Here is a 26,341-nt window from a genome sequence, read left to right on the forward strand (position 1 = left end):
CAACATTGATGTTGACTGATACACCGCTATCGCAGGCAAGCCAGCTCCCACATTTTGACCGTGTTCCGTCAGGTCAATCTGCGTCGCTGAAGTCGTAGTGCAATTCATTATCCCGGCTGCTGATCCGTACCCCCGCCAACGCCTTGCCTTCGAGCATGCGCGTGAGGAACTCACGGCTCATGTCCGGCAGCAGGCTGTTGGTGAGAATGGTGTCGATCATGCGCCCGCCGCTTTCGGTCTCGGTGCAACGCGAGACGATCAGGTCGACCACCGCGTCGTCGTAATCGAAGGCCACTTTGTGCGTCGTCTCCACACGCTTCTTGATGCGGTTGAGTTGCAGGCGGGTGATTGCCTTGAGCATCTCGTCGCTCAGCGGGTAGTAAGGGATGGTTACCAGGCGGCCGAGCAGCGCAGGCGGGAAAATCTCCAGCAGCGGCTGGCGCAGGGCCTTGGCGATTTCCTCCGGCTCCGGCACGTTCGCCGGGTCTTTGCACACCTGGGAAATCAGCTCGGTGCCGGCGTTGGTCGTCAGCAGGATCAGGGTGTTCTTGAAGTCGATCACCCGGCCTTCGCCGTCCTCCATCACGCCCTTGTCGAACACCTGGAAGAAGATTTCATGCACGTCCGGGTGGGCTTTTTCCACCTCATCCAGCAGCACCACGCTGTAGGGTTTGCGCCGTACCGCTTCGGTCAGCACGCCGCCTTCGCCGTAGCCGATATAGCCCGGAGGTGCGCCCTTGAGGGTCGACACCGTATGGGCTTCCTGGAATTCGCTCATGTTAATGGTGATGACGTTCTGCTCGCCGCCGTACATGGCTTCGGCCAGGGCCAGGGCGGTTTCGGTCTTGCCCACGCCGGAGGTGCCGGCCAGCATGAACACGCCAATCGGCTTGCTCGGGTTGTCGAGGCCGGCGCGGGATGTCTGGATGCGCTTGGCGATCATCTGCAGGGCGTGGTCCTGGCCGATGATGCGTTTCTTCAGGTGCTGGTCGAGGTTGAGCACCGTTTCCAGCTCGTTGCGCGCCATGCGGCCGACCGGGATGCCGGTCCAGTCGGCGACCACCGAGGCCACGGCCTGGTAATCCACGGTGGGCAGGATCAGTGGGGTTTCGCCTTGCAGCGCGGTCAGGCGTTGTTGCAGGTCGACCAGCTGGGCGCGCAATTCATCGCTCTCGTTGTTCCCGGCAGGGCTGTCCACGACACCGACTTTTTCGCGCAACGTTGCCCGGGTGGCGAGCAGCTCATCTACCAGCGCTTTCTCTTCAGCCCAACGGCTTTCCAAGGTTTCAAGACGCTCACGCTCAGCGCTCAACAGCGTCTCGGTGTTGGTCTGGCGCGCACCAATTGCAATGCCGATGGCGTGTTCGCGGGCGATGATCTGCAACTCGGTTTCCAGGGCTTCGATGCGACGGCGGCTGTCGTCCACTTCGGCCGGAACCGCGTGCAGGCTGATGGCGACGCGAGCGCAGGCGGTGTCCAGCAGGCTCACGGACTTGTCCGGCAACTGGCGCGCTGGAATGTAGCGATGAGATAGCTTCACCGAGGCTTCCAGCGCCTCATCGAGGATCTGCACCTGGTGGTGTTTTTCCATGGTCGACGCCACGCCGCGCATCATCAGCAGCGCCTTGTCCTCCGACGGCTCGGCGACTTGCACCACCTGGAAACGCCGGGTCAGCGCCGGGTCCTTCTCGATGTGCTTCTTGTACTCGGCCCAGGTGGTCGCAGCCACGGTGCGCAAGGTGCCACGTGCCAACGCCGGCTTGAGCAGGTTGGCTGCATCACCGGTGCCGGCGGCACCACCGGCACCCACCAGTGTGTGGGCTTCGTCGATAAACAGAATGATCGGCTTGGGCGAGGCCTGCACGTCTTCTATAACCTGGCGCAGGCGCTGTTCGAATTCGCCTTTCATGCTGGCGCCGGCTTGCAGCAGGCCCACATCAAGGCTGCGCAGTTCCACGTCTTTCAATGCTGGCGGCACGTCACCGGCGACGATACGCAGGGCGAAACCTTCGACCACCGCGGTCTTGCCCACCCCGGCTTCACCGGTGAGGATCGGGTTGTTCTGGCGGCGGCGCATGAGGATGTCGACGAGTTGGCGGATTTCTTCATCACGGCCAACAATCGGGTCGAGTTTGCCGCTGCGCGCCTGTTCGGTCAGGTCGACCGTGAAACGCTTGAGGGCTTCCTGCTTGCCCATCGCACTCGGCGCCATCGCACCGCTGGCTTCGCCCGGAACGGCGCCGGCGTTGAAACCGTCGCTTGCGCTCAGGGCATTTTCCGGCGAATCGCCGACGTATTCGTCAAAGCGCTCGCTCAGGGCTTCGGCCTTGATCTTGTCGAATTCCGACGACAAGCCCAGCAACGCATGACGCAGGCTGGGTGTCTTCAAGATACCGAGCACCAAGTAACCGGTGCGCACTTGGCTTTCACCGAACATCAGGCTGCCGTAGACCCAGCCGCGCTCAACCGCTTCTTCCACATGCGAGGACAGGTCGGTGATCGAGGTCGAGCCACGCGGCAAACGATCCAGCGCTTCGGTGAGGTCACGGGCCAGGCGCGCCGGCTCCACGTTGAACTGACGGATGATGCGGTGCAGGTCCGAGTCCTGCAGTTGCAGCAACTGGTGAAACCAGTGAGCCAGTTCCACATACGGGTTGCCCCGCAGCTTGCAGAACACGGTGGCGGCTTCGATGGCCTTGTAGGCCACGCTGTTGAGTTTGCCGAACAGTGCGGCGCGACTGATTTCACCCATGCTCTGGATTCCTTGAGGTGGTGGCCTGATCGGCGTAATGCCGGGCCAGGATTAGGTCGTTGGCGTCGTGCGCAGGGCTACCGAGCCAGGTGTTGAAGCCCAGGCGGAACTGGCCGTTGAGTTGCAGTGCCGGCACTTCGGGTTGTTGCAAAACCAGGTTGAGGTCCCAGTCCAGTTCGTGGCCCAGGTACTCGGCCACCCACGCCACCAGCTCGTTGAACGGCTGTTGGCCGGGCAGCATGCCCATGTAGTCCTCCAGCGTGAGCGGGCCCAGGCGGATACGGAATTTGTGCTGGCGGTCCCATACGAAGCTGCCCAGGCAAAAGTCCACGCCCAGGCGGTTGGCGCTCACGCTGACGCGGCTGCGTTCGGGCAACTCCAACCATTGGCCGACGTACTCTTCAATCTCCACAGGCAGCCCGAAGTACTCGCCGAGAATGGCTTTCAGGCCGTCGGGATAGCGGGTTTGCGCGGACAGATGGCCGCTGTAATGCAGCTTCGCGGTGTCCGGGATGAGTCCCTGATTCAGCAGGCTCGGCATGCCCCGTCCACTCAACGCAGCGAGGCGCGCGGACCAGTAATCATCGTCCGGGCGGTCGTGGCTGACCGTCGGCCGGGCCTCTGCCCAGGCCCGGTAAAACAGGCTGAGCAGGCGATGGTGGAACACATCCAAAAACTGCTTGCTGGTGCTGTCGGCGTTGTTGCGCTGGCGCTCGCGCACATATTCGGTGATATGCAGCGGCAGCGGGCCATTGGGCCCGCCAAGGCCGAAGAAGAACTGCTCGAGTCGCGCCGGCTTGCCGTCGCCACCGGGATCGACCGAGGCCAGTGTGGCCGGCGCGAAGGTGCAGTCGGCCTGTTGCCCCAGGCGCAGCGGATCATCCGCCAGGCGCAGGGAATGGCCCAGGCGCGGCAGGTCCGGCGATTCGCACTCGATACGCCGCAGCGCCTGGAAGAAATCGTATTCCCAGGGCTCCTGATGCATCGCATCCAGGGTACTCACAGGGTCGGACGACGTCCGGGCTTGGCTTTCCATCGCATGATCTCGCCGCGTTCGGTGGTACGGATCACCGTCTCGGTAAAACTGTTGATCGACACGTAGCGTGCCAGGAAGCGTTCCAGCACCGCACCGAGCAGGAACACGCCGGTGCCGCGAAACGCGTTTTCATCGAATTCCAGGGTGATCTCCAGCCCGCGCCCAAATACGATCGGGCCGGGCATCGGCAGGCGGCGGGTCACCGCTTTGCTGCTGACGTCGCGCAGGCCTTCGATCTGCAATTGCAGGGCGGCGTCGTTGCTGTCGCCATACAGGCGCAACAGTTCGCGCAAGGCCGCGGCGCCCTGGCCCTGTTCGCTCAACGACAGATAGTTGAGCGACAACTGGCTTATCAGGCGCCAGGCCTTGGCGTCATGGGCATGGCTGGCGCGCGGACGACTGGGGCCTGCCACGCAACGTACGGACAGCACCGGGGCGCTGTCGGCCAGGGTGAAGTCGGTCTTGCCGTTGCCGATGCTCATGAACAGTGGCAGATCGCGGTTGGTGCACAGCGCGGTCACGCCGAGTTGGCGCAGGTCGTGGCGGTACGGTGACTGCCGGCTGTCCACCAGGCTGACGAAGGTTTCGCTGCCGACATAAGTGGAGCGCGGACCGTTGCGGCGTTGGTCGCTGGACAACACGCGCGGCTCGCGGCGCACCGTGTAGTACGCCTGGTCCCGGCCGTAGCGGGAGGGATCACGCACTGCATAGAACGGCAAAAATGGCTGCTCCGGCCCAGTGCCGTGTCCTGTGATGCCACTCAACGAATGAATCTCGAAATCCATCGGGCGCGTACGGTCGGCGATCACATGGTGTTCGTTGACCCGGTCAGACAAGTGGATGCGGTCCACGCGCTTGGGGAACAAGTTGATCGCCGGGGTGCAGAACGGCAGGAACTGCGCCGCGCCGACGCTGCCTTCCAAACTCGGCTCATGGCGGTCGAACAGCACGATCAGTTCCAGTTCCTGGCCGTCGCAGCGTTTGACCGCGCGGCTCAGCTCAGCGAACTCGACGAACAGGAAGCGGTGGGGCAGGGCAAAGTATTCCTGCAACAGGCGATAGCCCTGGAACGCACGCGCAACAACCGGCATGGCGGCGTCGGCGTCATCGAAACCCCGCGAGCGCAGTGCGTCTTGTGGCAGGCGCTCGACCCAATCGCCCCCCGGCTTGCGTGCAAACACCGCGCAGGCGTTGCCCAGCAGTTGCTCGTAAAGGCGGAACGGTTGTTCGTCAGCACCGCTGAGGTACAGCGGCAGGTTATCCAGGTCGAGGCTGTTGAAGGGAAATTCGGCGCCGGTGCGCAGGGTCAGGCGCAGGCCGGCCTTGGCTTTCGGCTCGCTGGCGGCCAAACGGCCCAACACGGCGGCGGGGTTGCCGAAGTACTCGGCGTTGCTCACTTGCAACGGCCATAACGTCACTGGATGAGCAGTGCGGTACTCGCAACAGGTCTGGGTTTCACGACCTAATGCGGCGCGCAGGACAGTGTCGCGGGGCAGTGGGAAACCACTGGCCAGGGAGCCCTCGTCCGGGTCGGTCTGCAATTGCACCACGGTCATCGACGGCGTGGGCGCCAAGTAGTGCGGGTAGGCGATTTCCAGCAGGTTGTGGGTGAAGGTCGGGTACTCGGCATCAAGCTTGAGCTGCACGCGGGCGGTGAGGTAGGCAAAACCTTCGAGCAGGCGTTCGACGTACGGGTCGGCGCAGTCCATGCCGGACAGGGTCAGCCGACTGGCGATCTTCGGGTATTCCTTGGCGAACTCGGCGGCGCTTTCGCGCACGTGGTGCAGTTCCTGGTTGTACAGCTCTAGCAGGCGCGGATTCATGGGCGTCTCCGCTGGTCGGCATTCACCACGCGCACGTGGCCTGATTCCAGGTCGAGGTCAGTTTGCAGCAGCAGGCGCAATGGCACCGGCTGGGCCCACAGGTCGCCTTCAATCTCGAAACTCAGGGCGTTATGGTTCATCTCGCCATGGCCGACGCGGGCTTTGACCCGCAGGGTGTGGCGCAGGATGCGCGGTTCAAAGGTTGCGATGGCCTGGTAGATCAGGGCTTCCAGGGCCTTGATGTCGACACTGGAAACACTGTTGCCCGCCAGCGCCGGCAGGCCGTAATTAACCACCGATGTGCCGGCCGGGGTGTGCAGCGTGGCATCGGCATCGAGCAACGACGTGGTGTTGAGCAGCCACGCCAGGTCACGCAGCACCGAGGCTTTTAATTGGGTCAGGGACAGCACGCGTTTGTCGGCGCTTTCCTTGGGATTGGTCGGGTCGTCGTCGGTCAGCCGGTCCAGCAGGGACGGTTGCAGACGGTCGCGGGAAGCGATTTCAGTTACCACCAAAGCAGCTCCACGGACGGGTTGTGAGGGGGACGGTGGGTGAGCGGGGAGGCCTGGGGCCGTGGCGCGCAGCCACGGCCACCAGAGCTATCAGCGCTTGGTGTTGGAGCGGATGTTCCAGCCAAACTTGATCGCACCGCCGTCTTTGGTGCCGTCGGCTTTCTGCGGCTGGTAGTCGACCATCACTTGGGCAAAGTTCAGGGTGACGTTTTCGGTCAGGCGGTCATCGGTGCCCGAACCGCCCGTGCTCAGGGAAGTCACCAGCACTTCTTCCAGGTTGATCACCATGTACTCGACCTGGCTTTCGCCACCGGCCTTGCGCACGGTCAGCTTGACCTTGTCGATGTGCTTGCCGCTGGCGCAGTGCATCATCAGGTTCGGCGAAGCCTTGTCGACGTACTTGGTCAGCGACAGGTCCTGGATATTCACCTTGCCCGCGCCGCCGCCACCGCCGACATGCATGTTGCCGGACTGGGCCATGCCCCAGCTCCAGTTCAGCACGTCGATTTCGTCCTTGTGGGCCTTGTCCATGGACTCGCCCTTGATGTCGCCGATCTTGATGAAAATATCAACAGCCATGTTTTCTCCCTGTGTGGTCTCAGCCACGATATTGGGTTACCGCCAATGGGGCAGTGCTTTTCTGTGGGAGCTGGCTTGCCTGCGATAGCATCACCGCGGTCTGGCTGGCAGACCGCGTCGCCTGCATCGCGGGCAAGCCCGGCTCCCACAGAAGAACCGGTTCAACCGTTACTTATGCGCTCTTGGCAGAAGGCAGCTTCGATACCAGGCGCAGCGACACGGTCAGCCCTTCGAGCTGGTAGTGCGGGCGCAGGTAGAACTTGGAGTTGTAGTACCCCGGGTTGCCTTCCACTTCTTCCACGATCACTTCGGCGGCCGCCAATGGGTGCTGGGCCTTGGTGGTTTCGGTGGAGTGCGCAGGGTCACCGTCAACGTAGTTGAGGATCCAGTCCTGCAACCAGCGCTGCATCTCGTCCTTCTCTTTGAAGGAGCCGATCTTGTCGCGCACGATGCACTTCAAGTAGTGGGCGAAGCGGCAGGTGGCGAACAGGTACGGCAGGCGCGCGGCCAGGTTGGCGTTGGCGGTGGCGTCCGGGTCATCGTATTCGGCCGGCTTCTGCAACGACTGGGCGCCAATGAACGCGGCGAAGTCAGTGTTTTTCTTGTGCAGCAGCGGCATGAAACCGTTCTTCGCCAGCTCCGCTTCACGGCGGTCGCTGATGGCGATTTCGGTCGGGCACTTCATGTCCACGCCACCGTCATCGGTAGGGAACGTGTGCGCCGGCAGGTTTTCCACTTCACCGCCAGACTCGATGCCACGGATGCGCGAGCACCAGCCGTAGTGCTTGAACGAACGGTTGATGTTCACTGCCATCGCGTACGCGGCGTTGGCCCAGGTGTACTTGGAGCTGTCGGCACCGTCGGTGTTTTCTTCGAAGGCGAAGGCTTCCACCGGGTCGGTCTTGGCGCCGTACGGCAGGCGTGCCAGGAAACGCGGCATGGTCAGGCCGATGTAGCGCGAGTCTTCCGATTCACGCAGCGAGCGCCAACCAGCGTATTCCGGGGTGGTGAAGATCTTGGTCAGGTCGCGCGGGTTTGACAGTTCCTGCCACGAGCCCATGCCCATCACGGTCGGCGAAGCGGCAGCGATAAACGGGGAGTGCATGGCGGCGCAGACTTTCGACAGTTCGCCCAGCAGTTCCACATCCGGTGGCGACTGGTCGAAGTAGTAGTCGCCCACCAGGCAGCCGTATGGCTCGCCGCCGAACTGACCGTATTCTTCTTCGTACATCTTCTTGAAGATCGGGCTCTGGTCCCATGCGGTGCCCTTGAATTTCTTCAGGGTCTTGTGCAGGTCCGGCTTGGAGATGTTGAGCACGCGAATCTTCAGCTGCTCATCGCTCTCGGTGTTGTTGACCAGATAGTGCAGGCCGCGCCAGGCGCTTTCCAACTGCTGGAAATCCTGGTGGTGGATGATCTGGTTGACCTGGGCGGTCAGCTTGGCGTCGATGGCGGCAATGATCGATTCGATCGACTTGATCGCGTCATTGGACACCAGGTCGGTTTGTGCCAAAGCCTGTTCGGCCAAGGTGCGCACGGCGGTTTCCACGGCTTCGCGGGCACGCTCGGTCTTGGGCTTGAACTCTTGCAGCAGCAGGTTGGCGAACTCGCTGGCTTCTTCGGTGGCACCCAGGATCTGGCTGCCTTCGCGGGCGGTATTGTCGGTCATGATTACTGATCCCCTGCAGGCTTGGGCGCGCTGGCAAGTGCCTGAAGCAGTGCCGGGTCCTTGATCGCCTTCATGATGATTTCTTCAGCGCCAGTCTTGCCGTCCATGTAGGTCAGCAGGTTGGCCAGCTGGGTGCGGGCTTCGAGCAGTTGGTTCAGCGAGTCGACCTTGCGGGCCACGGCGGCCGGGCTGAAGTCGTCCATGCTTTCGAAGGTGATGTCCAGGCTCAGGTTGCCTTCGCCGGTCAGTTCGTTCGGTACGTGGAACGCCACGCGCGGCTGCATGGCCTTGAGGCGTGAGTCGAAGTTGTCGACGTCCACCTCAAGAAACTTGCGGTCGGCCACTGGCGCCAGAGGCTCGGCGGGCTTGCCGGCGAGGTCGGCCATCACACCCATCACGAAGGGCAGCTGGACCTTTTTTTCGGCGCCGTAAAGCTCGACGTCGTACTCGATCTGCACTCGAGGCGCGCGGTTGCGCGCGATGAATTTCTGAGAACTTTGCTTCGCCACGTTGCTGCTCCTGGTCGCTTGAGCGACGGTGTTGTTACTGCACAGTCGGGCGGCTTACTCGCCGTCCGGGCCACGCAGGTTTTCAAATTGGGACATGCCGTCGGGAATCAGATTGCGCACGATGGCCGCAAAGTCGGCATGCACCAGATTCTTGGCCCGGTTCAACAGCACCGGCAGCGGGCTCGAAGGCTCGTGCCGGGTGTAGTACGCAAGGATCTTGTCGAGGCTGCGCAGCACATCGTCGCGGCTGGCGATATCGCCAGCGGGGCGAGGTGCTGCGGGGGCGGCGGCGAAGTCGACCGAGGGGGCATTGTCGTCACTGACGGCCTCGGGTTCGCTGCTGCCAGCGGTGCCGGGCACCGCTTGGTTGAGTATCTGCAACGCCTGCTTGAGCGGTTGCTTCAAGGCACTGAGGTCCACGCCTTGGGCGGAACCGACCTGATCGTTGACCTGTTGTTCGATGGCTTCGCACGCCGCACGCGCTGCAATCAGGGCGTCGCGGGTGGCCTGCAGTTGCTCGGGGTCGCTGTCGAGGAACGCGGCGTTGAGTTGCTGGGCGCCGAGTTGTTCATCGGGGAAGTTCAACAGGCCGCTGGCGTTGAGCGCCGCGCGAAGGGTCACGGGGCCGAAGGTGCGCGAGCGCGTGAGGATGCTTTCGCGCAGCAGGCGGATGTTGGTGTCGCAGGTCAGGCCGGTGAGGGCGTTGATGCGCACGGTGGGGTCGTTATCGTCGTCGGCGTCCAGGCGCGGGTGCAGGTCGGCCCAGTAGTCGCGCAGCAGGGCGTCGATCAGCGTCAGGGCTTCGGCCAGGCCGGCCACGCCCTGGAGGGCGAGGGCGCTTTGCAACAGGAAATGAGTGATGCGCAGGTCTTTGCTGCGCGCGAGCAAGTCGAGGCTTTGCTGCTGGATGCTGCGCCATTCCGGCGGTTCAGCGGGCAGGATGGCGTCGCCCATGCTGCGCTCGGGTTGGCCCTTGGCATCACGCTCCAATTGCAGAAATTGCGCGTCATATTCCATGTCTTCGCCACAAGGCGAAGTCGCGGAAACGGCGGTGAGCAGCAACGGCACATCCACTGAATTTGATCTCCCTATCAGCCCGTTAGATGGCGGGCAATTCATGCATTAGTTGCGCGAGGAACTTTGCATGTTTTCTTGGTCATATAAGCAAGATGCCACTAATGTGCCATCACTGGTATTCAAGAAGTTGTGCATTTTTGGTGTAGTACTTAGGGCTTGTCAAGGTAAGCTATTCGCCCTCTGTGACAGATGTGCGGTGCTTAACAACCTGCGCGACTGGTGGGTCGAACGACGCACCGGGACAGGATTTTTGTCATAGAGCCCAGTTAAGATCAGCGATCATGCTGGTATTGGCAGGTTTTGTACGGTCGATTGCTCGACCTGATGGGGATACCCCGGGAAGCGCTGTTCCGGGAATCGACCGCGCGCGAAGTATCAGCAAGGAGGCAAGATGTCGCTGTGCTTGACTATCACTAGTTATCACAAGATTACCCCTGGGCAGTGCTCCGAAAAGTCCATGAATCAGGGCGCGATGGCTATCGGCCGCAGCTCGGATAATGACTGGGTATTGCCTGATCCAGAGCGCCTGGTGTCCTCGCAACATTGCGTTATTCAATACAAAGATGGCCGCTATTATTTAACCGATAACAGCACAAATGGTGTGGAGTTGGTTAAAGCCGGTATTCGTATGCGCCGGGGTAATAGTGAACTGTTGCAAGATGGTGAACTGATCCGCATCGGCGATTACGAGATCCAGGCGCGCATCGACTTCAACGTGCAATCCATCGACAGTCAGCCGTTTACCGGCGATGCACCGAACAGTTTTGAAGCGCTGATGGGCGCTGTGGTGAACACGCCCGCGCCCGTCGCCACGCCGGTGATTGCGCCGCAGTTCCAGGGAGCGTCCTCGATGGACACGCTGCCGGACCTGTTTGATTTCCTCAGCCCCACTGCCGTGCCGCCACCGACGGTGCCGGACCACGTGCCTTCCGAGCAACACGACTTCCGCCCGCCGACGCCGGTCGCGATGCCTGTGGCCGAGCCGCCTGTGGTATCGGGCGCGGTGATCCCCGAAGACTGGGACCTGTTTGGCGATGCGCCTGCGCCTGTCGTCAGTGCTCCACCACTGCCGACGCCACAGCCAGTCACCCCGCCGCCACACGTGGTCGAGCCCATGCTCCCCGTGGCAGACAGCCAACAACCCGACCTCCTGCAAGCCTTCCTGCGCGGCGCTGGCCTGGACCAATTGCGCCTGGACAAAGCCCAGGCCGAGGCCCAGATGGAAAGCATCGGCCGCAGCTACCGCCTGATGGTCGAAGGCCTGATCGACGTGTTGCGTGCCCGCGCAAGCCTCAAGGGCGAGTTCCGCATGCAGCAGACGATGATTCAGCCTGCGGAAAACAATCCGTTGAAATTTGCCCCCAATGCTGATGAAGCGTTGCTGCTTTTGCTGCGTCACGGTAACCAAGCGTTTATGGCACCGGACCTCGCCGTGCGCGACAGTTTCAACGACTTGCGTGCCCACCAGTTGGCGGTGATGGCCGGCGTGGAAGCGGCCATCAAGCACTTGCTCAGCCGATTCGAACCGGCGCAATTGGAAGAACGCATGGGCAAGCCTGGCGGGCTGTCGAGCCTTTTCAATGGCTCGCGCCAGGCGCAGTACTGGCAACAGTTCACCGAGCTCTACAGCAATATTTCCCGCGAGGCCCAGGAAGACTTCCAGGACCTGTTCGGCCGTGAATTCAGCCGGGCCTACGAAGAGCACAGCGCACGACAGCGTCGGTAAAACCGCGCCGCAACACATGGATTAACGGATAGCTAAGTACGTCATTGAGGACGCAGGATGATTCCCAGGTTTTTACTCGCAGCCGCCACCTTGCTGCTGCTGACGGCGTGTGCCAAAGACGCCGCCAAACCCGAAACCACCGCCGAGGCCGAAGCGGATACGGCTGCCGTCGAGCTGCACTTTCACGCGATCAGCGGGCTCAACCCCGGCGCCAACGGCCAGGCCGCCCCGGTGCGGGTGCGCATCTTCGAACTGAAAAACGCCGCCACCTTCGCCCGCTCCGATTACTTCGCATTGGCCGACCGCGCCCAATCCACCCTTGGCCTGGACCTGCTGGACCAGGATGAAGTGATGGTGCAACCCGGCGAGCAACTGACCATCCAGCGCGATCTCGACCCGTCCACGCGCCAGATCGGTTTGCTCGTGGGCTATCGCGAGTTGGACCGCGCGCAGTGGCGCACGGTGATCAATGTGCCTGCGCGCCAATACACCGAATACCAGATCAGCCTCGATGTGCGTGCCGTGCGCGCCGACGTCGTGGTCACCCCATCCAGCCCTGCCCAATAAGAAGCAATCGGAGCCCCCATGTCCTGGAACAATCGCGTGGTCTGGTCGGAAGGCATGTTCATCGGAACGCAGCACTTCCAGCAGCATGACCGTTACCTGGAAAACCTGATCGACGCCCGTAGCCGCCCGCTGTCCGCAGGCAGTTGGGGTTTTTCCGAATTGCTGATCGACCAGGGCCTGCTGGCCCAGGGCAAGCTGGCGATTGTTTCGGCGCGCGGTCTGTTGCCCGACGGCACGCCGTTCAACATTCCCCAGGACGACCTGTCGCCGAGCCCGTTGAACATCGATGACAACCTGCGCGATGGTCTGGTGTACCTGGCGCTGCCGCTCAAGCGTGCCGGTGCTCGCGATACGGTGGATGAAGGCGAAGCCCTGGAAGCCGCGCGTTACGTGAGCCAGGTGCGCGAAGTGCGCGACGACAACGCACCGTTCGAAAACCGCGCTCCGGTGGCCGTGGGCGCCCGGGCCCTGCGCCTGCTGACCGCCCAGGATGGCATCAGCGATTACGCCGCCATCGGCCTGGTGCGCATCAAGGAAAAGCGCGCCGACCGCGCACTGGTACTCGACGACACCTACATCCCGCCGGTGTTGGACGTGGCCGCGAGCAAGCCGCTGACGGCATTTCGCAGCGAACTGCTTGGCCTGCTGCACCAACGCGGCGAAGCCCTGGCGGGACGCGTGGTCGCCTCGGGCGCCGGTGGCGCATCGGAGATTGCCGACTTCATGCTGCTGCAACTGGTCAACCGTGCCCAACCGCTGATCCAGCATTTGAACCAACTGAGCCCGCTGCACCCGGAGCGTTTCTTCAGCGAACTGGTGAGCCTGGCGGGTGAGTTCTCGACATTCTCGACCTCGGGCCGACGCCCCCAGGAATACCCGCAGTATCAGCACGACGACCTGGCCCTGAGCTTTGCCCCAGTGATGGCCGCCCTGCGTGAAGCGCTGTCGATGCTGATCGACAGCAAGGCCACGCCGATCCCGATTGTCGAGAAAGCCTACGGTGTCCACGTGGCGATGCTGGCCGACAAGACCCTGCTCGATAGCGCCAGCTTCATTCTGGTGGTGCGTGCCGATGTCCCCGGCGAGACCCTGCGTGCGCGCTTCGGCCAGCAGAGCAAGGTCGGCTCGGTAGAGCACATCCGCGACCTGGTCAACCTGCAACTGCCGGGCATCACCCTGTTGCCTCTGCCCGTGGCGCCGCGCCAATTGCCGTACCACGCAGGTTCCACCTATTACGAGCTGGATCGCGGCAGCGAAGCCTGGCAACAGCTGGGCAACTCCGGCGGCTTCGCCTTCCACATCGCCGGGCAGTTCCCGGGCTTGAACCTGGCCTTCTGGGCGATCCGAGGATAATCCGCGATGCATCCCAATGATGATGACCGCACCCAGTTCATGCCGCGTCCGGGTGGCCGGGCGCCGGAACCTGCGCGTGCCGAACCTGCGCCTTTGGCCATGCCGGCCGCGCCGATGCTTACCGGCAAGAGCCAGGGCCTCAACCCGCTGGAAAGCGCCGCTGGCCCGCTGTTGGCATTGCTGACGCGCCTGCGCAACACCATCGCCCATCCAGCGCCGGCCAGCCTGCGCGCGCGGTTGCTGGCCTACCTGCGCCAGTTCGAAGAGCGCGCCGAAGCGGCCGGTATCGCCCGCAACGAAGTGCTGCTGGCCCGTTATGCGCTGTGCACCGCGCTGGATGAAGCGGTGTTGAGCACACCCTGGGGCAGCACCAGTGACTGGGGTAAACAGAGCCTGTTGATCACCGTGCATAACGAAGCCTGGGGTGGCGAAAAGGTCTTCCAGTTGCTCGATCACTGCCTGCAAAGCCCACGGGAACGCCTGTATCTGCTGGAGCTGTTGTACCTGTGCATGTGCCTGGGTTTTGAAGGCCGCTACCGCGTGATGAACGACGGTCGCAGCCAGTTGGAAACCCTGCGTGAACGTACCGCTGCGGCCATTCGCAGTGCGCGTGGCGAACACGAGCGTGAACTGTCGCCGCACTGGCGTGGCGTGACCGTGGCCCGTGATCGCCTGGCGCAATTCATGCCACCGTGGATCGCCGTGGCCATCGGTGTCGCGCTGCTGCTGGCGCTGCTGTTCGGCTTGCGCCTCAAGCTGGCGTCGGATGCCGAGCCGGTGTTCAAGAATATCCATGCCCTGGGCGAGATACCGGTGCAGGCCATCGACCGCCCGGTGGCGCAGCCCAAAGTCATCGAACGCCCGCGCCTGGCTGGCTTCCTGGTGGAAGATATCAAGGCCGGGCGCGTTGCCGTTGAAGATGCAGTCGACCGTTCCGTGGTGACCATCCGTGGCGATGAACTGTTTGCGTCCGCCAGCTCGAGCATCGTCGATGACTACCAGCCACTGATGCTGCGCATCGCCGACGCCATCCGCAAGGTCAAGGGCCAGGTGCGCGTCACCGGACACAGCGACAATCGCCCGATTGCCACGCTGCGCTTCCCGTCCAACTGGGCGCTGTCCGAAGCGCGGGCCAAGTCGGTGCTGGAGATCCTGGCGGCCAAGACGGGCCAGGCGGATCGCTTCAGCGCCGAGGGTCGCAGCGACACCGAGCCGGTGGCGACCAACGCCACCGCCGAAGGCCGTGCCCGCAATCGTCGGGTTGAAATCACCGTATTGGCGGAGGGCGTCGAGTGAAGGCGTTTTTCAGTTTCATGATTCGCTGGGTGATCCCCGTGCTGGGCCTGATCGCGCTGAGCCTGATCATCTGGTTTGTGGGGCCGTTGCTCGACGTGCTGGTGCCGGAAGGCCGGCGCTGGGCGCTGATTATCCTGGTGTTCGCGGTGTGGATCGCCTACCGCGTGTTTCGCATCATCCAGGCGCGGCGCCAAGCGGCCGAAGTGATGCGCAGCCTGGCGGCCGAAACCCCGGCCGACCCCAACAGCGTTGCTACTGCCGAAGAGCTCACCACCCTGCGTCAGCGCATGGACGAGGCCCTGGCGCTGCTGAAAAAGGCCAAGTTGGGCGGCGACGAACGCCGCAACCTCTACGAGCTGCCGTGGTACGTGATCATCGGCCCTCCGGGTTCGGGCAAGACCACTGCGTTGGTCAACTCCGGCTTGCACTTCCCGTTGGCTGCCCAGTTGGGCGCCGGTGCCGTGCGCGGCGTCGGCGGTACGCGCAACTGCGACTGGTGGTTTACCGATCAAGCGGTGTTGCTCGACACCGCCGGCCGCTACACCACCCAGGACAGCAACTCCACGGTGGACAAAGCCGCGTGGCTGGGCTTTCTCGACCTGCTGAAAAAGCAGCGCTCGCGCCGCCCCATCGATGGTGCCTTCATTGCCATCAGCCTGTCGGACCTGTTGCTCGGCACCGACGCCGAGCGCGCCGCCCATGCCGCCGCTATCCGCCTGCGTATCCAGGAGCTGTACACCCAGCTGGGTGTGCGTTTCCCGATCTACCTGATGCTCACCAAACTCGACCTGGTGCCAGGGTTCATGGAGTTCTTCGACAACCTGAGCAAGGAAGAGCGCGCCCAGGTGTGGGGCATGACCTTTGCCCTGGACGACGGCAAAAACACTGACAGCCCGCTGGCGCACCTGCAAAGCGAGTTCGCCGGCCTGGAACAGCGCCTCAACGAACGCCTGGTCGAACGCCTGCAACAGGAGCGTGACCCGGCGCGGCGCGACCTGATCTACGGCTTCCCGCAGCAGTTCGGTGCGTTGAAGGATTGCCTGCAAAGCTTCCTCGAAGGTGTGTTCAAGCCCAATGCCTTTGAAGAGCGTGTGCTGCTGCGCGGTGTGTATTTCACCAGCGGCACCCAAGAAGGCAGTCCGATTGATCGCTTGATCGGTGCGATGGCGCAGAGCATGAACCTGGACCGCCAGCACCTGGCGCGTCAGAGCGGCACAGGGCGCAGTTACTTCATCGAAAAACTCTTCACCGCCGTGGCGTTTGCCGAGCGTGGTCTAGTGGGTGTGAACCCCAAGGTCGAGCGTCGACGCAAGTGGATTGCGCGCGGTGTGCTCGCCGCCACCGTTGCGTTGGTCGTGGTGGTCAGCAGTTTGTGGTGGGTGAGTTACCGCGCCAACCAGGCGTATATCGCCCAGGTCGACCAGAAGGTCGCGCCGCTGGGCCAGACTGTGCAGAACCTGAGCCCGGCGCAGCGTGACATCCTCGCTGTGCTGCCATTGCTCAACGCTGTGAAGAACCTGGCGGGCGACTCTCCAAGCTGGTCCGAAGGGTTGGGGCTGTACCAGGGCGACATGCTTGAAGCCGAGTCTGCCAGCGTCTACCGCAAGTTGTTGATCGCGGTGTTCGCACCACGCCTGGTGACGCGTATCGAAGAACAACTGCACGGCGGCGGCAATTCCGACTTCCTTTACGAAGGCCTCAAGGCCTACCTGATGCTCGCCGATTCCGAGCATTACGACCCGGACTTCATCAAGGCCTGGATCGCCCTCGACTGGGACCGCAACCTGCCACGCGACCTGCCGGCGGATCAGCGCCAGGCGCTGGCCGGGCACTTGCAGTCGCTGTTCGAACGCCATCCGCCCACTGCGCGCCTGGATCCCCGGCTGATCGACGACCTGCGTCGCCAGTTGCAACAACTGCCGGTGGCCCAACGTGTGTATGACCGGGTCAAGCGCCAGAAACTGCCTGAAGGCATCCCGGACTTTCGCCTCAACGAAGCTGCCGGGCGTGACGCTGCGCTGGTGTTCAGCCGCAAAAGTGGCAAGCCATTGGGCGAGCCGTTGAGTGGGTTCTTCACCGCCAAGGGCTATCGCCAGGCGTTTCTGCTGAGCAGCCTGAACCAGACCGGCACCCTCGCTGAAGAACAATGGGTGTTGGGGCACGAACAGGCCGACCAGCAGAACGTGGTGAGCCTGGCTGCCGATGTGCGGCGCCTGTATTTCCAGGATTACCAGCGCCAGTGGGATGCGTTGCTGGCGGACATCGACTTCGTGCCGATCACCAGCGTGGCCCAGGCGGCCGACGTGCTGCGGGTGATTTCCGGCCCGACCTCGCCGCTGAAAAAGCTGCTGGTGGCCGTGGCCAAGGAAACCGATCTGCAAGCCGAAGAACGCCAGTTGGCCGCCAAAGGCGTGCCGGTGGAAGGGGGTGTCGACAAGCTCAAGGAGCGCCTGGGCAGCCTGCTCGGCCAAGAGCAGCCGGCTGCGAATGCGCCAGCGGCGGCGGATGATCCTGTGACCGCGCACTTTGCCGAACTCAACAGCATCGTCAGCAAGAACGAAGGCGAGCCGGCGGCCATCGATGGCCTGCTCACGGACATGAATGCGCTGTATGTGCAGGTCAGCGCCATGGTCGGCGCCAGCGGCGACGCGTTGCTCGGTGAGGCGAAAAACCAAGCGGCGGCTGCGGCCACGCGCGTCAGCCTGAATGCCGAGCGCCAGCCACCGCTGGTGCAGGGCATGGTCAAGTCGGTGGTCAATTCCACCACCAATAGCATGATGGGCGGAGTGCGCAATCAACTGAACGCGGCCTGGGTCAGCGAAGTGGTCAACGTGTATCGCCAGTCGCTGGCCGGGCGTTACCCGATGTCGCCGGGCAGCGCGCGTGACGCGACCCTGGATGACTTCGGGCAGTTCTTTGGCGTGGGCGGGGTGATGGACAACTACTTCCGCAAGTACCTGCAGCCTTACGTCGACACGTCCGCGCAGACCTGGCGCTGGCAGCCGGGCGCGGCGCAGAAGCTTGGGATTGCGCCGGGTGTGCTGCAAACCTTCCAGCGTGCCGCGACCATTCGCGATGCGTTCTTCCGCGCCGGTGGCACCCAGCCGATTGTGCGTTTCGAACTCAAGCCGGTGTCGATGGACCCGACCATCACTCAGTTCCTGTTGGACCTCGACGGCCAACAACTGAGCTACGATCACGGCCCGAGCCGCCCGGTAGCGATGCAATGGCCAAACCCCGGCAGCATTGGCGTGGTGCGTATCTCCATCATGCCGCCGTCGGCCAGTGGCCGTTCCGGCGTGACCCTGGACGGGCCCTGGGCCTGGTTCCGCTTGCTGGAGCAGTCAGACCTCACCGCCGGTAACTCGCCGGACCGTTTCAACCTGCGCCTGCGCGTCGATGGCGCAAGCATCGCCTACGAATTGCGCGCCAACAGCGCCTTCAACCCGTTCAAGAGCCGCGTGCTCAGTGGCTTCAGCCTGCCGGAGCGGTTATGACGACTGTGGGTTTCTACGGCAAGTTGGCCAGCCGCGGTGACTTTGTCAGCCGCGCCTTGCCCCAGAGTTTCATCGGTCCATGGGACAGTTGGCTGGCAGCAGGTTTGCTTGCCAGTCAAAACAGCCTCGGCGGTGACTGGCTCAACACGTACCTGGTCAGCCCGTTGTGGCGTTTTGTGCTGGCGCCCGGGGTGTGCGGGCCGGACGCGGCAGCAGGCGTGGTGATGCCGAGCATCGATCGGGTCGGTCGCTACTTCCCGCTGGCGGTGGTGGCGTTGCTCGATCACGACACCAATCCTGCCTCCCTGGTAGGTGGCCCGGACAGCTGGTTCGAGCAGACCGAAGCGCTGTTGCTCAGCACCTTGGATGCCGGGGCTACCTTCGAAAGCTTCAATGAAGGCCTCGATGCCCTGGGCCTCCCGTCGACTGAGTCGCGCGCGGTAGACAGCCGTTTCGCCGGCCTGCAACGGGTGGCCGCCACCGAACCGCACCAGCGTATGACCGCCCTCGCCGAACAGGCCTGCGACGGCGCGAGCCTGTGGTGGGGCCGTGGGTCACAACGTATTTCCCCTGGTTTGTTGCGGTGTCAGGGCCTGCCTGCCGCTGGCGATTTTGCGCAGTTTTTGCTCGGACAAGAAGGTGTGGTGTAGATGGGGTCGACGTACAAATCCGCGAGCAAAAGCCATGTGGGCATGGTCCGCCAGGTCAACGAAGACGCCTGCCTGGACCTGCCGGAAAACCGCCTGTGGGTGGTGGCCGACGGCATGGGCGGGCATGCGGCGGGGGACTATGTGAGCAGCCTGATCGTCGACAGCCTGCGCAGCGTGCCGGTAGGGCGTTCCCTGGATGAATACACCGCAGCGCTGCGCAATGACCTGCTGCGCATCAATGCCGCCGTGCGCGAAGAAACCGCCCACCGTGGCGTAACCATGATGGGCAGCACCGTGGTGCTGTTGGCCGCGCGTGGCTTGCGCGGCGTGTGCTTGTGGGCTGGTGACAGTCGCTTGTACCGCCTGCGCGATGGCGTGCTCGAAGGGATCTCCCGCGACCACAGTTACGTGCAAGACCTGCAAGACAGCGGTCTGCTCAGCGAAGCTGATGCGCGTACGCATCCACGCGCCAACATCGTCACCCGAGCGATTGGCGTAGAGGCGTACCTGGAATTGGCGGTGGTCGACCTGCTGATCGCCCCCGGTGACAGCTACCTGTTGTGCAGCGACGGCCTGAACAAGACCGTTGAAGACCATGAAATCCGCGAAGTCCTGGGCCACGACACGCCGGATGAAATCGTGCGCAGCCTGGTGCATCTGGGGCTCAGCCGGGGTGCGCCGGACAACATCACTGCCATCGTCGTGAAGGTATCACCATGAACATCGTCATCCCGGGTTATGACATCGAAGGCGAAATTGGCGAAGGCGCCATGGCCAGCGTGTACCTGGCGACCCAGCGTTCCCTGGAGCGCAAAGTGGCCTTGAAGGTGATGGCGGCGGCATTGGCGGCCGACCCCAGCTTCTGCGAGCGCTTCCTGCGCGAGGGCAAGACCCTGGCGCGCTTGTCGCATCCGCACACGGTGACCATCCATGACATCGGCAATGTCGGTGAGCTGTACTACATGGCCATGGAATACCTGCCCAACGGCACGCTCAAAGAGCGCATCGCCGCCGGCATGACGCCGGAGCAGGGGGTGACGCTGATCCGCCAGATCGCCTCGGCACTGGGCTATGCCCATGCTCAGGGCCTGGTACACCGCGATGTGAAACCGGCGAACATTCTGTTCCGCGCGGATGGCACGGCAGTGTTGTCCGACTTTGGTATCGCCAAGTCGCTGGATGATCGCACCCAGTTCACCCAGGCCGGTTTTGCCGTGGGCACGCCGAGCTATATGAGCCCGGAGCAGGCGCGGGGCCAAGAGATTGATGGTCGGGCGGACCTGTACGCGCTGGGCGTGGTGCTGTACGAGATTCTCGTCGGCAAGCTGCCGTACACCGGCACGGATGCACTGTCGACGGCGCTGGCGCACCTGACCGAACCGCTGCCCGAATTACCGGTGCACCACGGCCGTTATCAGGACGTGCTACGCAAGCTGTTGGCCAAGGATCCGGCGGAGCGCTTTCCGGATGCGGCAGCGTTGTTACAAGCATTGGATAACCTGCCGTCGGAGTCGCCGGAAGCCACGTTAGTGCGGCCGCTGCCGATCCCGATGAGTTTTGATTTAGCCGGCATCACCCCGGAATCCATCGAAATCCCTACCGAAAAACCCCAGCCGGTGCGCCAACCGGTGGTGCCGCCGATCCAGCACAGCGAGCAGCGCCGTGGTCCGGTGTTGGCACTGGCCGCTGTTGCGGTGGCGGTTGCGTTGGCCATTGGTGGCGCGAGCTATTGGTGGTTGAGTGGCGGCGATGAGCCTGTGGCCAAACCGCCCGCTGCGGCAGTGCCTACGGTGGCTTCGCCTGTGGCCGAAGCGGATGGCGGTCAACGTCCGTTGCTCATGGCAGGCAAGAAGACGCTGTTCCAGCGCGTGCTCAGCAAGCCGGGCGCCAAGCTGTCCGCTGACGCCGGCAGCGCGCCGGGCAAAGCCCTGCCGGCGTTCTCCGTGCTCTACGTCTACCAACGCAAGGACGTTGACGGCAGCCCGTGGGTACGTGTCGGCGCCGCCACCGATGGTCGCAGTGACGGTTGGTTGCCTGCGTCCCAGGTCAGCGACTGGAAGCAGAGCCTGGTGCTCAAATTCACCGAGCGTTCGGGGCGGGCGCCGGTGATGTTCCTGCGCCAATCCGCTGAAGTGGAAAAGCTGCTGGCTGACCCGGCCGCCGCCAAAGGCGTACTGGCCAAGGCGCAGAAAAACAGCGAAGACAACAGCCAGATCCTGGCGCTGGAGCCGGCCGCCAGCGCCGTGCCGCAAAACCAGTTCTACCTGCTGCCGATCTTCGACGCCAAAGAGAGCTTCGACGAAAACGGCCAGCCGGTGCAGTTGCTCAATGTGGCCTCCATCGACCCAGGCACCAGCGCCGCCAAACCGGCTACACCGGTGATCAGCGCCAATGCCGACGCCTTTCGCACGGCGGTGGTTCTCGTGGTCGATACCACCGTTTCCATGCAGCCCTACATCGACCAGATCCGCGACGTCGTGCATGAGCTGCAAACCCGTATCGGCGAGCGGGGCGAGTTGGACAGCGTGAGCTTCGGCATGGTGGGCTTTCGCAGCAGCATCAAGAAAACCCCTGGCCTGGAATACGTCGCCAAGACCCTGATCACCCTCGACCAGGGCCGCGACCCGCAGCGTTTCCTCGACATGGCGCGCCAGGTCAAGGCGTCCACTGTGTCCAGCCACTCGTTCAACGAAGACGCGTTCGCCGGGGTGATGCAGGCGGTGGATGGTATGGATTGGTCCGGCTATGGCGGGCGCATCATTCTGCTGGTCACCGATGCGGGTGCGCTGCGCAAGAACGATCCCTTTGCCGCCACCCAGATGAACGAAGCCGAAGTGCGCCAGGCCGCGTTGGGCAAGCAGATCAAGATCTACGCCCTGCACTTGCGCACCGACGCCGGCAAGAAAACCCATGCTGGCGCCGAGAGCCAGTACCGCATCCTCACCGCCGACGCCAACCCGCAGATCGGCGACCTCTACACCGCGGTGCCTGGGGGCGACGTGCGCAAACTCGGTGAGCGCGTGGATGAGATCGGTACGGTGTTCGCCAACCTGGTGCACCAGGTGCGCAGCAACACGCCGCAGCCGGTGCCGTTGCTGAACAGCGCACCGAGCCTGGCGGACAAATCCGCCGCCGTCGGTTATGCCATGCACATGGATTTCCTCGGTCGCAAAACCGCAAGCCAGGCGCCGCAACTGGTCAGCGCCTGGACCGCCGACCGCGACCTGACCAACCCGGCACTGCCGGCGTTCCAGGTGTGCGTGATGCTGACCAAGCTGCAGCTCAACGATCTGCAGCAGTCGCTGAAGTTGATCGTCGACGCGGCGCGCAAGACGCAGACCTCGCCCAAGGACTTCTTTCAGGAAATCGCCAGCGCTTCGGCCTACATGAGTCGCGACCCGCAGGCCTTGCGCAAGGGCGGCAACCTGGCCGACGGCGGCATTCTCGGCGAATACCTGGAAGGCCTGCCGTACCGCAGCAAGTCGCTGAACATGACCCAGGACCTGTGGTTGTCGTTGAGCGTGGCCGAGCAGGAAGACTTCATCGATGAGCTGGACTCGAAGATCCGCCTCTACGAAACCTTCCACAATGACCTGGCCAACTGGGTCCGTTTCGGCGATGCCGAGCCGGGCGATGCGTTGTACCGCGTGCCGTTGTCGACGTTGCCGTAATGCTGAACCTGAGCGCGGTGCACAAGAGCCGAGGCGTCGGTAGCCAGCGCTATAGCCTGGTGATCCCGGCGCTGGCGCTGCGTGCGGGTGAGCAACTGGCGATTGTCGGGCCCAGTGGTTGCGGCAAGAGCACCTTGCTGGATTTGCTGGCGCTGGTATTGGCGCCGGATCAGGTCGGGCAGTTCGAATTCCATCAGCAGGACATAGCCGGGCTGTGGCACGGCGATCAGCAATCCACCCTGGCCGCGCTGCGTAGCCAGCATCTGGGGTATGTGCTGCAAACCGGCGGTCTGCTGGGGTTTCTCGATGTGCGCGGCAATATCGCGTTGTCCCGGCAACTGTTGGGTTTGAAGGACGATGGCAGCGTGGCGCGCCTGGCCGAGCAGTTGGAGATCAGCGACCAGTTGACCAAGAAGCCGACGGCGCTTTCGGTGGGCCAACGCCAACGCGTCAGCTGTGCCCGCGCCCTGGCCCATGCGCCACAACTGGTGCTGGCGGATGAACCGACGGCGTCCCTCGACCCCTTGAATGCCGAGCGCGTGATGCAGGCGTTGCTGGCCCAGGCTCGCGAACACCATGCGGCGTGTGTGATCGCTACCCATGACGAACCCCTGGCCCGCGCCAGTGGCTTGCAGGTGCGGCGCATCAGTTGCCGTCGCGACGCCGATGGCGGCGTTACGGCGACCCTCGGGGAGGTGTGCTGATGCGCATCGGTCTGGTGGCGTCGCTGGCCTGGCAGGACTATCGCAACGATGCCTGGCTGTCCGCCTGTTCGGTGCTGGCGCTGGTCGCCGTCATCGCACCGTTGTTGGTGTTATTCGGCCTGAAATTTGGACTGGTTAGCAGTTTGACCGAACGTTTGCAGACCGACCCCGCCACCCGTGAAATTATTCCGCTGGGCGGTGGTCGATTCAGCAGCGCCTTTATCGAGCAGCTCGGTCAGCGCAACGATGTGGCATTCGCGCTGCCGCGTACGCGGCAGATTGCGGCGACCGCGCAGGTGGGCACGCTGGTCCTGGAGATGCTACCGACCGCCTCGGGTGACCCGTTGCTGGCCGGCCTGCCGGTGCCGCAGGGCCTGGGTCAGATCGTGCTGAGCCACACCGCCGCCGAGAAGCTTGCGGCGCGGCCAGGGGATTGGCTGGAAACCAGCTTTGCACGGCAAGTGGCGGGACGCGTGGAAGCCCAACGCACGCGCCTGCAGGTGCTGGCGGTATTGCCGTTGGAAGCCTTTGCCCGTGACGGCTTGTTTGCCGATCTGAAACTGCTGGAAGGGGCGGAAGACTACCGCGACGGTCGTGCAGTGCCCGCGTTGGGTTGGAGCGGTGAGGCGGTGGGGACCAATGAGCAGCGGGTTTACCCGGCGTTTCGCTTGTATGCCCGTAACCTCACTGATGTGGAGCCGCTGCGGGTGTACTTCGCGGGGCAGAATTTATTAGTGTCGACCCAGGCACAGACCATCGCGCAGGTGCAGTCGTTGAGCCGCAACCTGTCGATCGTGTTCTGGGTGATCTGCGGCTTGGCGTTGGCGGGGGCGTTTGCGGCGATCTTTGCCGGGGCCCTGGCCGCCGTCGCGCGCAAGCGGCGGGAATTGTCGGTGCTGCGCCTGCTGGGGTTTTCCACGGGCGGGCTGCTGTTGTTCGTGGTGGTGCAGGCGCTGTACAGCGCAGGGTTTGCTGCCGTGCTCGGTGCTGGGCTGTATGGCGTGGCCGAGGCGGCGTTGAATAAGCTTTTTGTGCAGGTGCCGGGCGAATACGCCAGCCACCTGTTGGCGCGTCATTACGGCCTGGCCCTGATTGCAGTCATGGGCGTCAGCGCCGTGGCGGCGGCCTGTGGTGGTTGGCGAGTGGCGCGGATCCAGGCTTCTGAAGGAATCAGAGATGTTTAAGTTACTGGGCGCCTGTGTGGCGCTGAGCCTGGCCTCAATGGCCTGGGCCGACGAGGCAAGCGACAAGCTCGACAACCCCAAGCCGTTGGAAGGCGACGTCAGCCTGCCGCTGCCGTGCGAAGGCAACATGGTGTTCCGCTATGCCTATGTGCTGGCCCAGGGCTCCCTGGACGACCGCGAAATCAACCTCGGCTACCCCTTTGCCGAAGGCGAGGCGGGCTATCAGCAGTCGTTTATTTCCGGCTACCGCCGCGACTTCATCAATGGCCAGTTCACCCTCAAGGATCTCCCGAAAGACTGGAACAAAGTCATCGCGCCGTTGATGCCGAAGACCGACGCCAAGACCCCGCTCAAGCCCATGTTGTACTTCATCGGCAAGTACGAAGTGACCGCACGCCAGTACGCCCAGGTGATGTCCCAGGCCCAGTCGCTGGCCAGCGGTGAACCCGCGCCTGCGTGCGATGCGCCCACTGGCATGGCCGCGCGCTTGCCCAAGGTGAAGCTGTCGCGCTTTGAGGCCGAGCGTTTCTCGGCGGTGTACAGCGCCTGGCTGATGAAATACCACCGTGAGCTACTGCCGGTGAGTGGTCGCGGCTCTTCGGCGGATGACGGTGGCCTCGGTTTTGTGCGCCTGCCCACCGAAGTGGAGTGGGAATTCGCCGCACGCGGCGGCCATGCGGTCAGCCGCCAGAACTTGGAAGGGCGCCTGTTCCCCCGTCGTGTCGACGGCAGTGACAGCGACGGCCCGCTCGGCGATTACGCTGTGTTCAACCAGGTGGCCGGCGGCACCGGCCAAGCCGCGCGCCTGATGCCTATCGGCACCAAATTGCCCAACCCGATTGGCCTGTTTGATGTGATCGGCAATGCGGCCGAAATGGTCCAGGAGTCCTTCCAGCTGGTGCACGCCGGACGTCGCCAGGGCGCTTATGGCGGCTTTGTGGTCAAGGGCGGCAACTACCTCGAAGGCGAGGGCACGCTGTTTACCGGCATGCGCCGTGAGTACCCACTGTTCGCCGCCGACGGCACCGAGCAAAGCAACGAGACCACCGGTTTTCGCGTGGCGATCGGCGCACTGTCGGCACCGCGTTCGCGCTACAAGGAACTGTTCGCCCAGTGGCAGAAAGAAGGTCGCCTCGCCTCGCTGACCGACGCCATCGACGACGCCCAGGACCCGACCAAGCGCCTGGACAGCATCATCGCCGCCAGCGTCGACCCCAAGCTGCAAGCCGAGCTGGGGTTGGTCAATGAAGAGCTCAAGCGCAACGTCTCGCTGATCGCCCAGCAACGCGAAGAGGCGGCGGGCAACCTGATCCAGTCGGCCGCGTTGGTGGCCGAAACCATCGCCAACTACAACATCCGCCTGGCCAACCTGCAGAAGAGTCGCCAGCAGGCCCAGGACAACAAGGACGAGGCCAGCGCGCAGCTGTTTGACATGGCCATCACCAATGGCCGCAGCGCGCTCGATGGCGCGGTGGCGATTTATATCGACAACCTGGCCACCGGCACGCGTTACACCGATGCGGTGATCCAGGCGCAGTTTCAACGGATCAAGGAGGAGTTGGATCGCAAGCCGGTGCTCGGCAAGAGCCTGGTGACGCGCGCAACACTGTTCGTTCGCCATGTTGGCAACTACCGCAAGCAACAGCGGGCCGACCCGGCAACGATCTTGAAGGAACTGCTCGCAGCGAGCGGTCAGCGATGAGCGCTGGCTGTATGGCGAGCTTGGAAGGGACTCA

General features: G+C 63.4%; 19 protein-coding genes. 11 read left to right on the forward strand and 8 right to left on the reverse strand.

What is annotated here, in order from left to right; translation table 11 throughout:
* Window positions 1–73 precede the first annotated feature (73 nt).
* The 8 genes from tssH to tssA all read right to left on the reverse strand — a co-directional run bounded on the left by tssH (window position 74) and on the right by tssA (window position 9,954).
* Window positions 74–2,752 (reverse strand): type VI secretion system ATPase TssH, encoded by a 2,679-nt coding sequence (tssH, locus tag AB4O08_RS13095; RefSeq protein WP_010207555.1) that lies wholly within the window; start codon window positions 2,750–2,752, stop codon window positions 74–76.
* Complete coding sequence (gene tssG, locus AB4O08_RS13100; RefSeq protein WP_010207554.1) at window positions 2,745–3,788, reverse strand: type VI secretion system baseplate subunit TssG; 1,044 nt, start codon at window positions 3,786–3,788, stop codon at window positions 2,745–2,747. Before tssG ends, tssH begins: the two co-directional genes overlap by 8 nt.
* Window positions 3,752–5,611, reverse strand: a complete 1,860-nt coding sequence (tssF, locus tag AB4O08_RS13105) for a type VI secretion system baseplate subunit TssF (protein ID WP_021492583.1) — start codon at window positions 5,609–5,611, stop codon at window positions 3,752–3,754. Before tssF ends, tssG begins: the two co-directional genes overlap by 37 nt.
* Window positions 5,608–6,123 carry a type VI secretion system baseplate subunit TssE gene (tssE, locus tag AB4O08_RS13110; RefSeq protein ID WP_005792513.1) on the reverse strand — a complete coding sequence of 172 codons (516 nt, stop codon included), beginning with the start codon at window positions 6,121–6,123 and terminating at the stop codon, window positions 5,608–5,610. Before tssE ends, tssF begins: the two co-directional genes overlap by 4 nt.
* A gap of 90 nt (window positions 6,124–6,213) precedes the next feature.
* A complete protein-coding gene (locus AB4O08_RS13115; RefSeq protein WP_005792512.1) occupies window positions 6,214–6,702 on the reverse strand; it encodes an Hcp family type VI secretion system effector in 489 nt (162 codons plus the stop codon).
* 172 nt (window positions 6,703–6,874) lie between these two features.
* Window positions 6,875–8,371 (reverse strand): type VI secretion system contractile sheath large subunit, encoded by a 1,497-nt coding sequence (gene tssC / locus AB4O08_RS13120; RefSeq protein ID WP_010207548.1) that lies wholly within the window; start codon window positions 8,369–8,371, stop codon window positions 6,875–6,877.
* A 2-nt stretch (window positions 8,372–8,373) separates the two neighbouring features.
* Complete coding sequence (gene tssB, locus AB4O08_RS13125) at window positions 8,374–8,880, reverse strand: type VI secretion system contractile sheath small subunit (protein ID WP_010207547.1); 507 nt, start codon at window positions 8,878–8,880, stop codon at window positions 8,374–8,376.
* 54 nt (window positions 8,881–8,934) lie between these two features.
* Entirely contained in the window at window positions 8,935–9,954 is a 1,020-nt protein-coding gene (gene tssA / locus AB4O08_RS13130) for a type VI secretion system protein TssA (protein WP_021492585.1), read from the reverse strand.
* 394 nt (window positions 9,955–10,348) lie between these two features.
* On the opposite strand from tssA, the gene tagH reads away from it, so the two are divergent.
* Genes tagH through AB4O08_RS13185 form a run of 11 tightly spaced genes read left to right on the forward strand, consistent with a single transcriptional unit; the run spans window position 10,349 to window position 26,307 of the window.
* Window positions 10,349–11,683 carry a type VI secretion system-associated FHA domain protein TagH gene (gene tagH / locus AB4O08_RS13135; protein ID WP_460114172.1) on the forward strand — a complete coding sequence of 445 codons (1,335 nt, stop codon included), beginning with the start codon at window positions 10,349–10,351 and terminating at the stop codon, window positions 11,681–11,683.
* A gap of 57 nt (window positions 11,684–11,740) precedes the next feature.
* The gene (gene tssJ / locus AB4O08_RS13140; RefSeq protein ID WP_021492587.1) at window positions 11,741–12,250 is read left to right on the forward strand and encodes a type VI secretion system lipoprotein TssJ; all 510 of its coding nucleotides are present in this window, start codon (window positions 11,741–11,743) and stop codon (window positions 12,248–12,250) included.
* Window positions 12,251–12,268: 18 nt separating this feature from the next.
* Entirely contained in the window at window positions 12,269–13,603 is a 1,335-nt protein-coding gene (gene tssK / locus AB4O08_RS13145; protein WP_021492588.1) for a type VI secretion system baseplate subunit TssK, read from the forward strand.
* Window positions 13,604–13,609: 6 nt separating this feature from the next.
* Window positions 13,610–14,899, forward strand: a complete 1,290-nt coding sequence (locus tag AB4O08_RS13150) for a DotU family type VI secretion system protein (RefSeq protein ID WP_460114173.1) — start codon at window positions 13,610–13,612, stop codon at window positions 14,897–14,899.
* Entirely contained in the window at window positions 14,896–18,396 is a 3,501-nt protein-coding gene (gene tssM / locus AB4O08_RS13155; protein ID WP_010207538.1) for a type VI secretion system membrane subunit TssM, read from the forward strand. Before AB4O08_RS13150 ends, tssM begins: the two co-directional genes overlap by 4 nt.
* Window positions 18,393–19,046 carry a type VI secretion system-associated protein TagF gene (tagF, locus tag AB4O08_RS13160; RefSeq protein WP_010207537.1) on the forward strand — a complete coding sequence of 218 codons (654 nt, stop codon included), beginning with the start codon at window positions 18,393–18,395 and terminating at the stop codon, window positions 19,044–19,046. Before tssM ends, tagF begins: the two co-directional genes overlap by 4 nt.
* On the forward strand, window positions 19,047–19,766 hold the full coding sequence (locus AB4O08_RS13165; RefSeq protein ID WP_010207536.1) for a PP2C family protein-serine/threonine phosphatase: 720 nt from the start codon (window positions 19,047–19,049) through the stop codon (window positions 19,764–19,766).
* Entirely contained in the window at window positions 19,763–22,717 is a 2,955-nt protein-coding gene (locus AB4O08_RS13170) for a serine/threonine-protein kinase (protein ID WP_460114174.1), read from the forward strand. Before AB4O08_RS13165 ends, AB4O08_RS13170 begins: the two co-directional genes overlap by 4 nt.
* Window positions 22,717–23,421 (forward strand): ABC transporter ATP-binding protein, encoded by a 705-nt coding sequence (locus AB4O08_RS13175; protein ID WP_187516847.1) that lies wholly within the window; start codon window positions 22,717–22,719, stop codon window positions 23,419–23,421. Before AB4O08_RS13170 ends, AB4O08_RS13175 begins: the two co-directional genes overlap by 1 nt.
* On the forward strand, window positions 23,421–24,605 hold the full coding sequence (locus tag AB4O08_RS13180; protein ID WP_010207532.1) for an ABC transporter permease family protein: 1,185 nt from the start codon (window positions 23,421–23,423) through the stop codon (window positions 24,603–24,605). Before AB4O08_RS13175 ends, AB4O08_RS13180 begins: the two co-directional genes overlap by 1 nt.
* Window positions 24,598–26,307 carry a formylglycine-generating enzyme family protein gene (locus AB4O08_RS13185; RefSeq protein WP_460114175.1) on the forward strand — a complete coding sequence of 570 codons (1,710 nt, stop codon included), beginning with the start codon at window positions 24,598–24,600 and terminating at the stop codon, window positions 26,305–26,307. Before AB4O08_RS13180 ends, AB4O08_RS13185 begins: the two co-directional genes overlap by 8 nt.
* Window positions 26,308–26,341 lie beyond the last annotated feature (34 nt).

This window comes from Pseudomonas sp. H3_E07 (assembly GCF_054668895.1).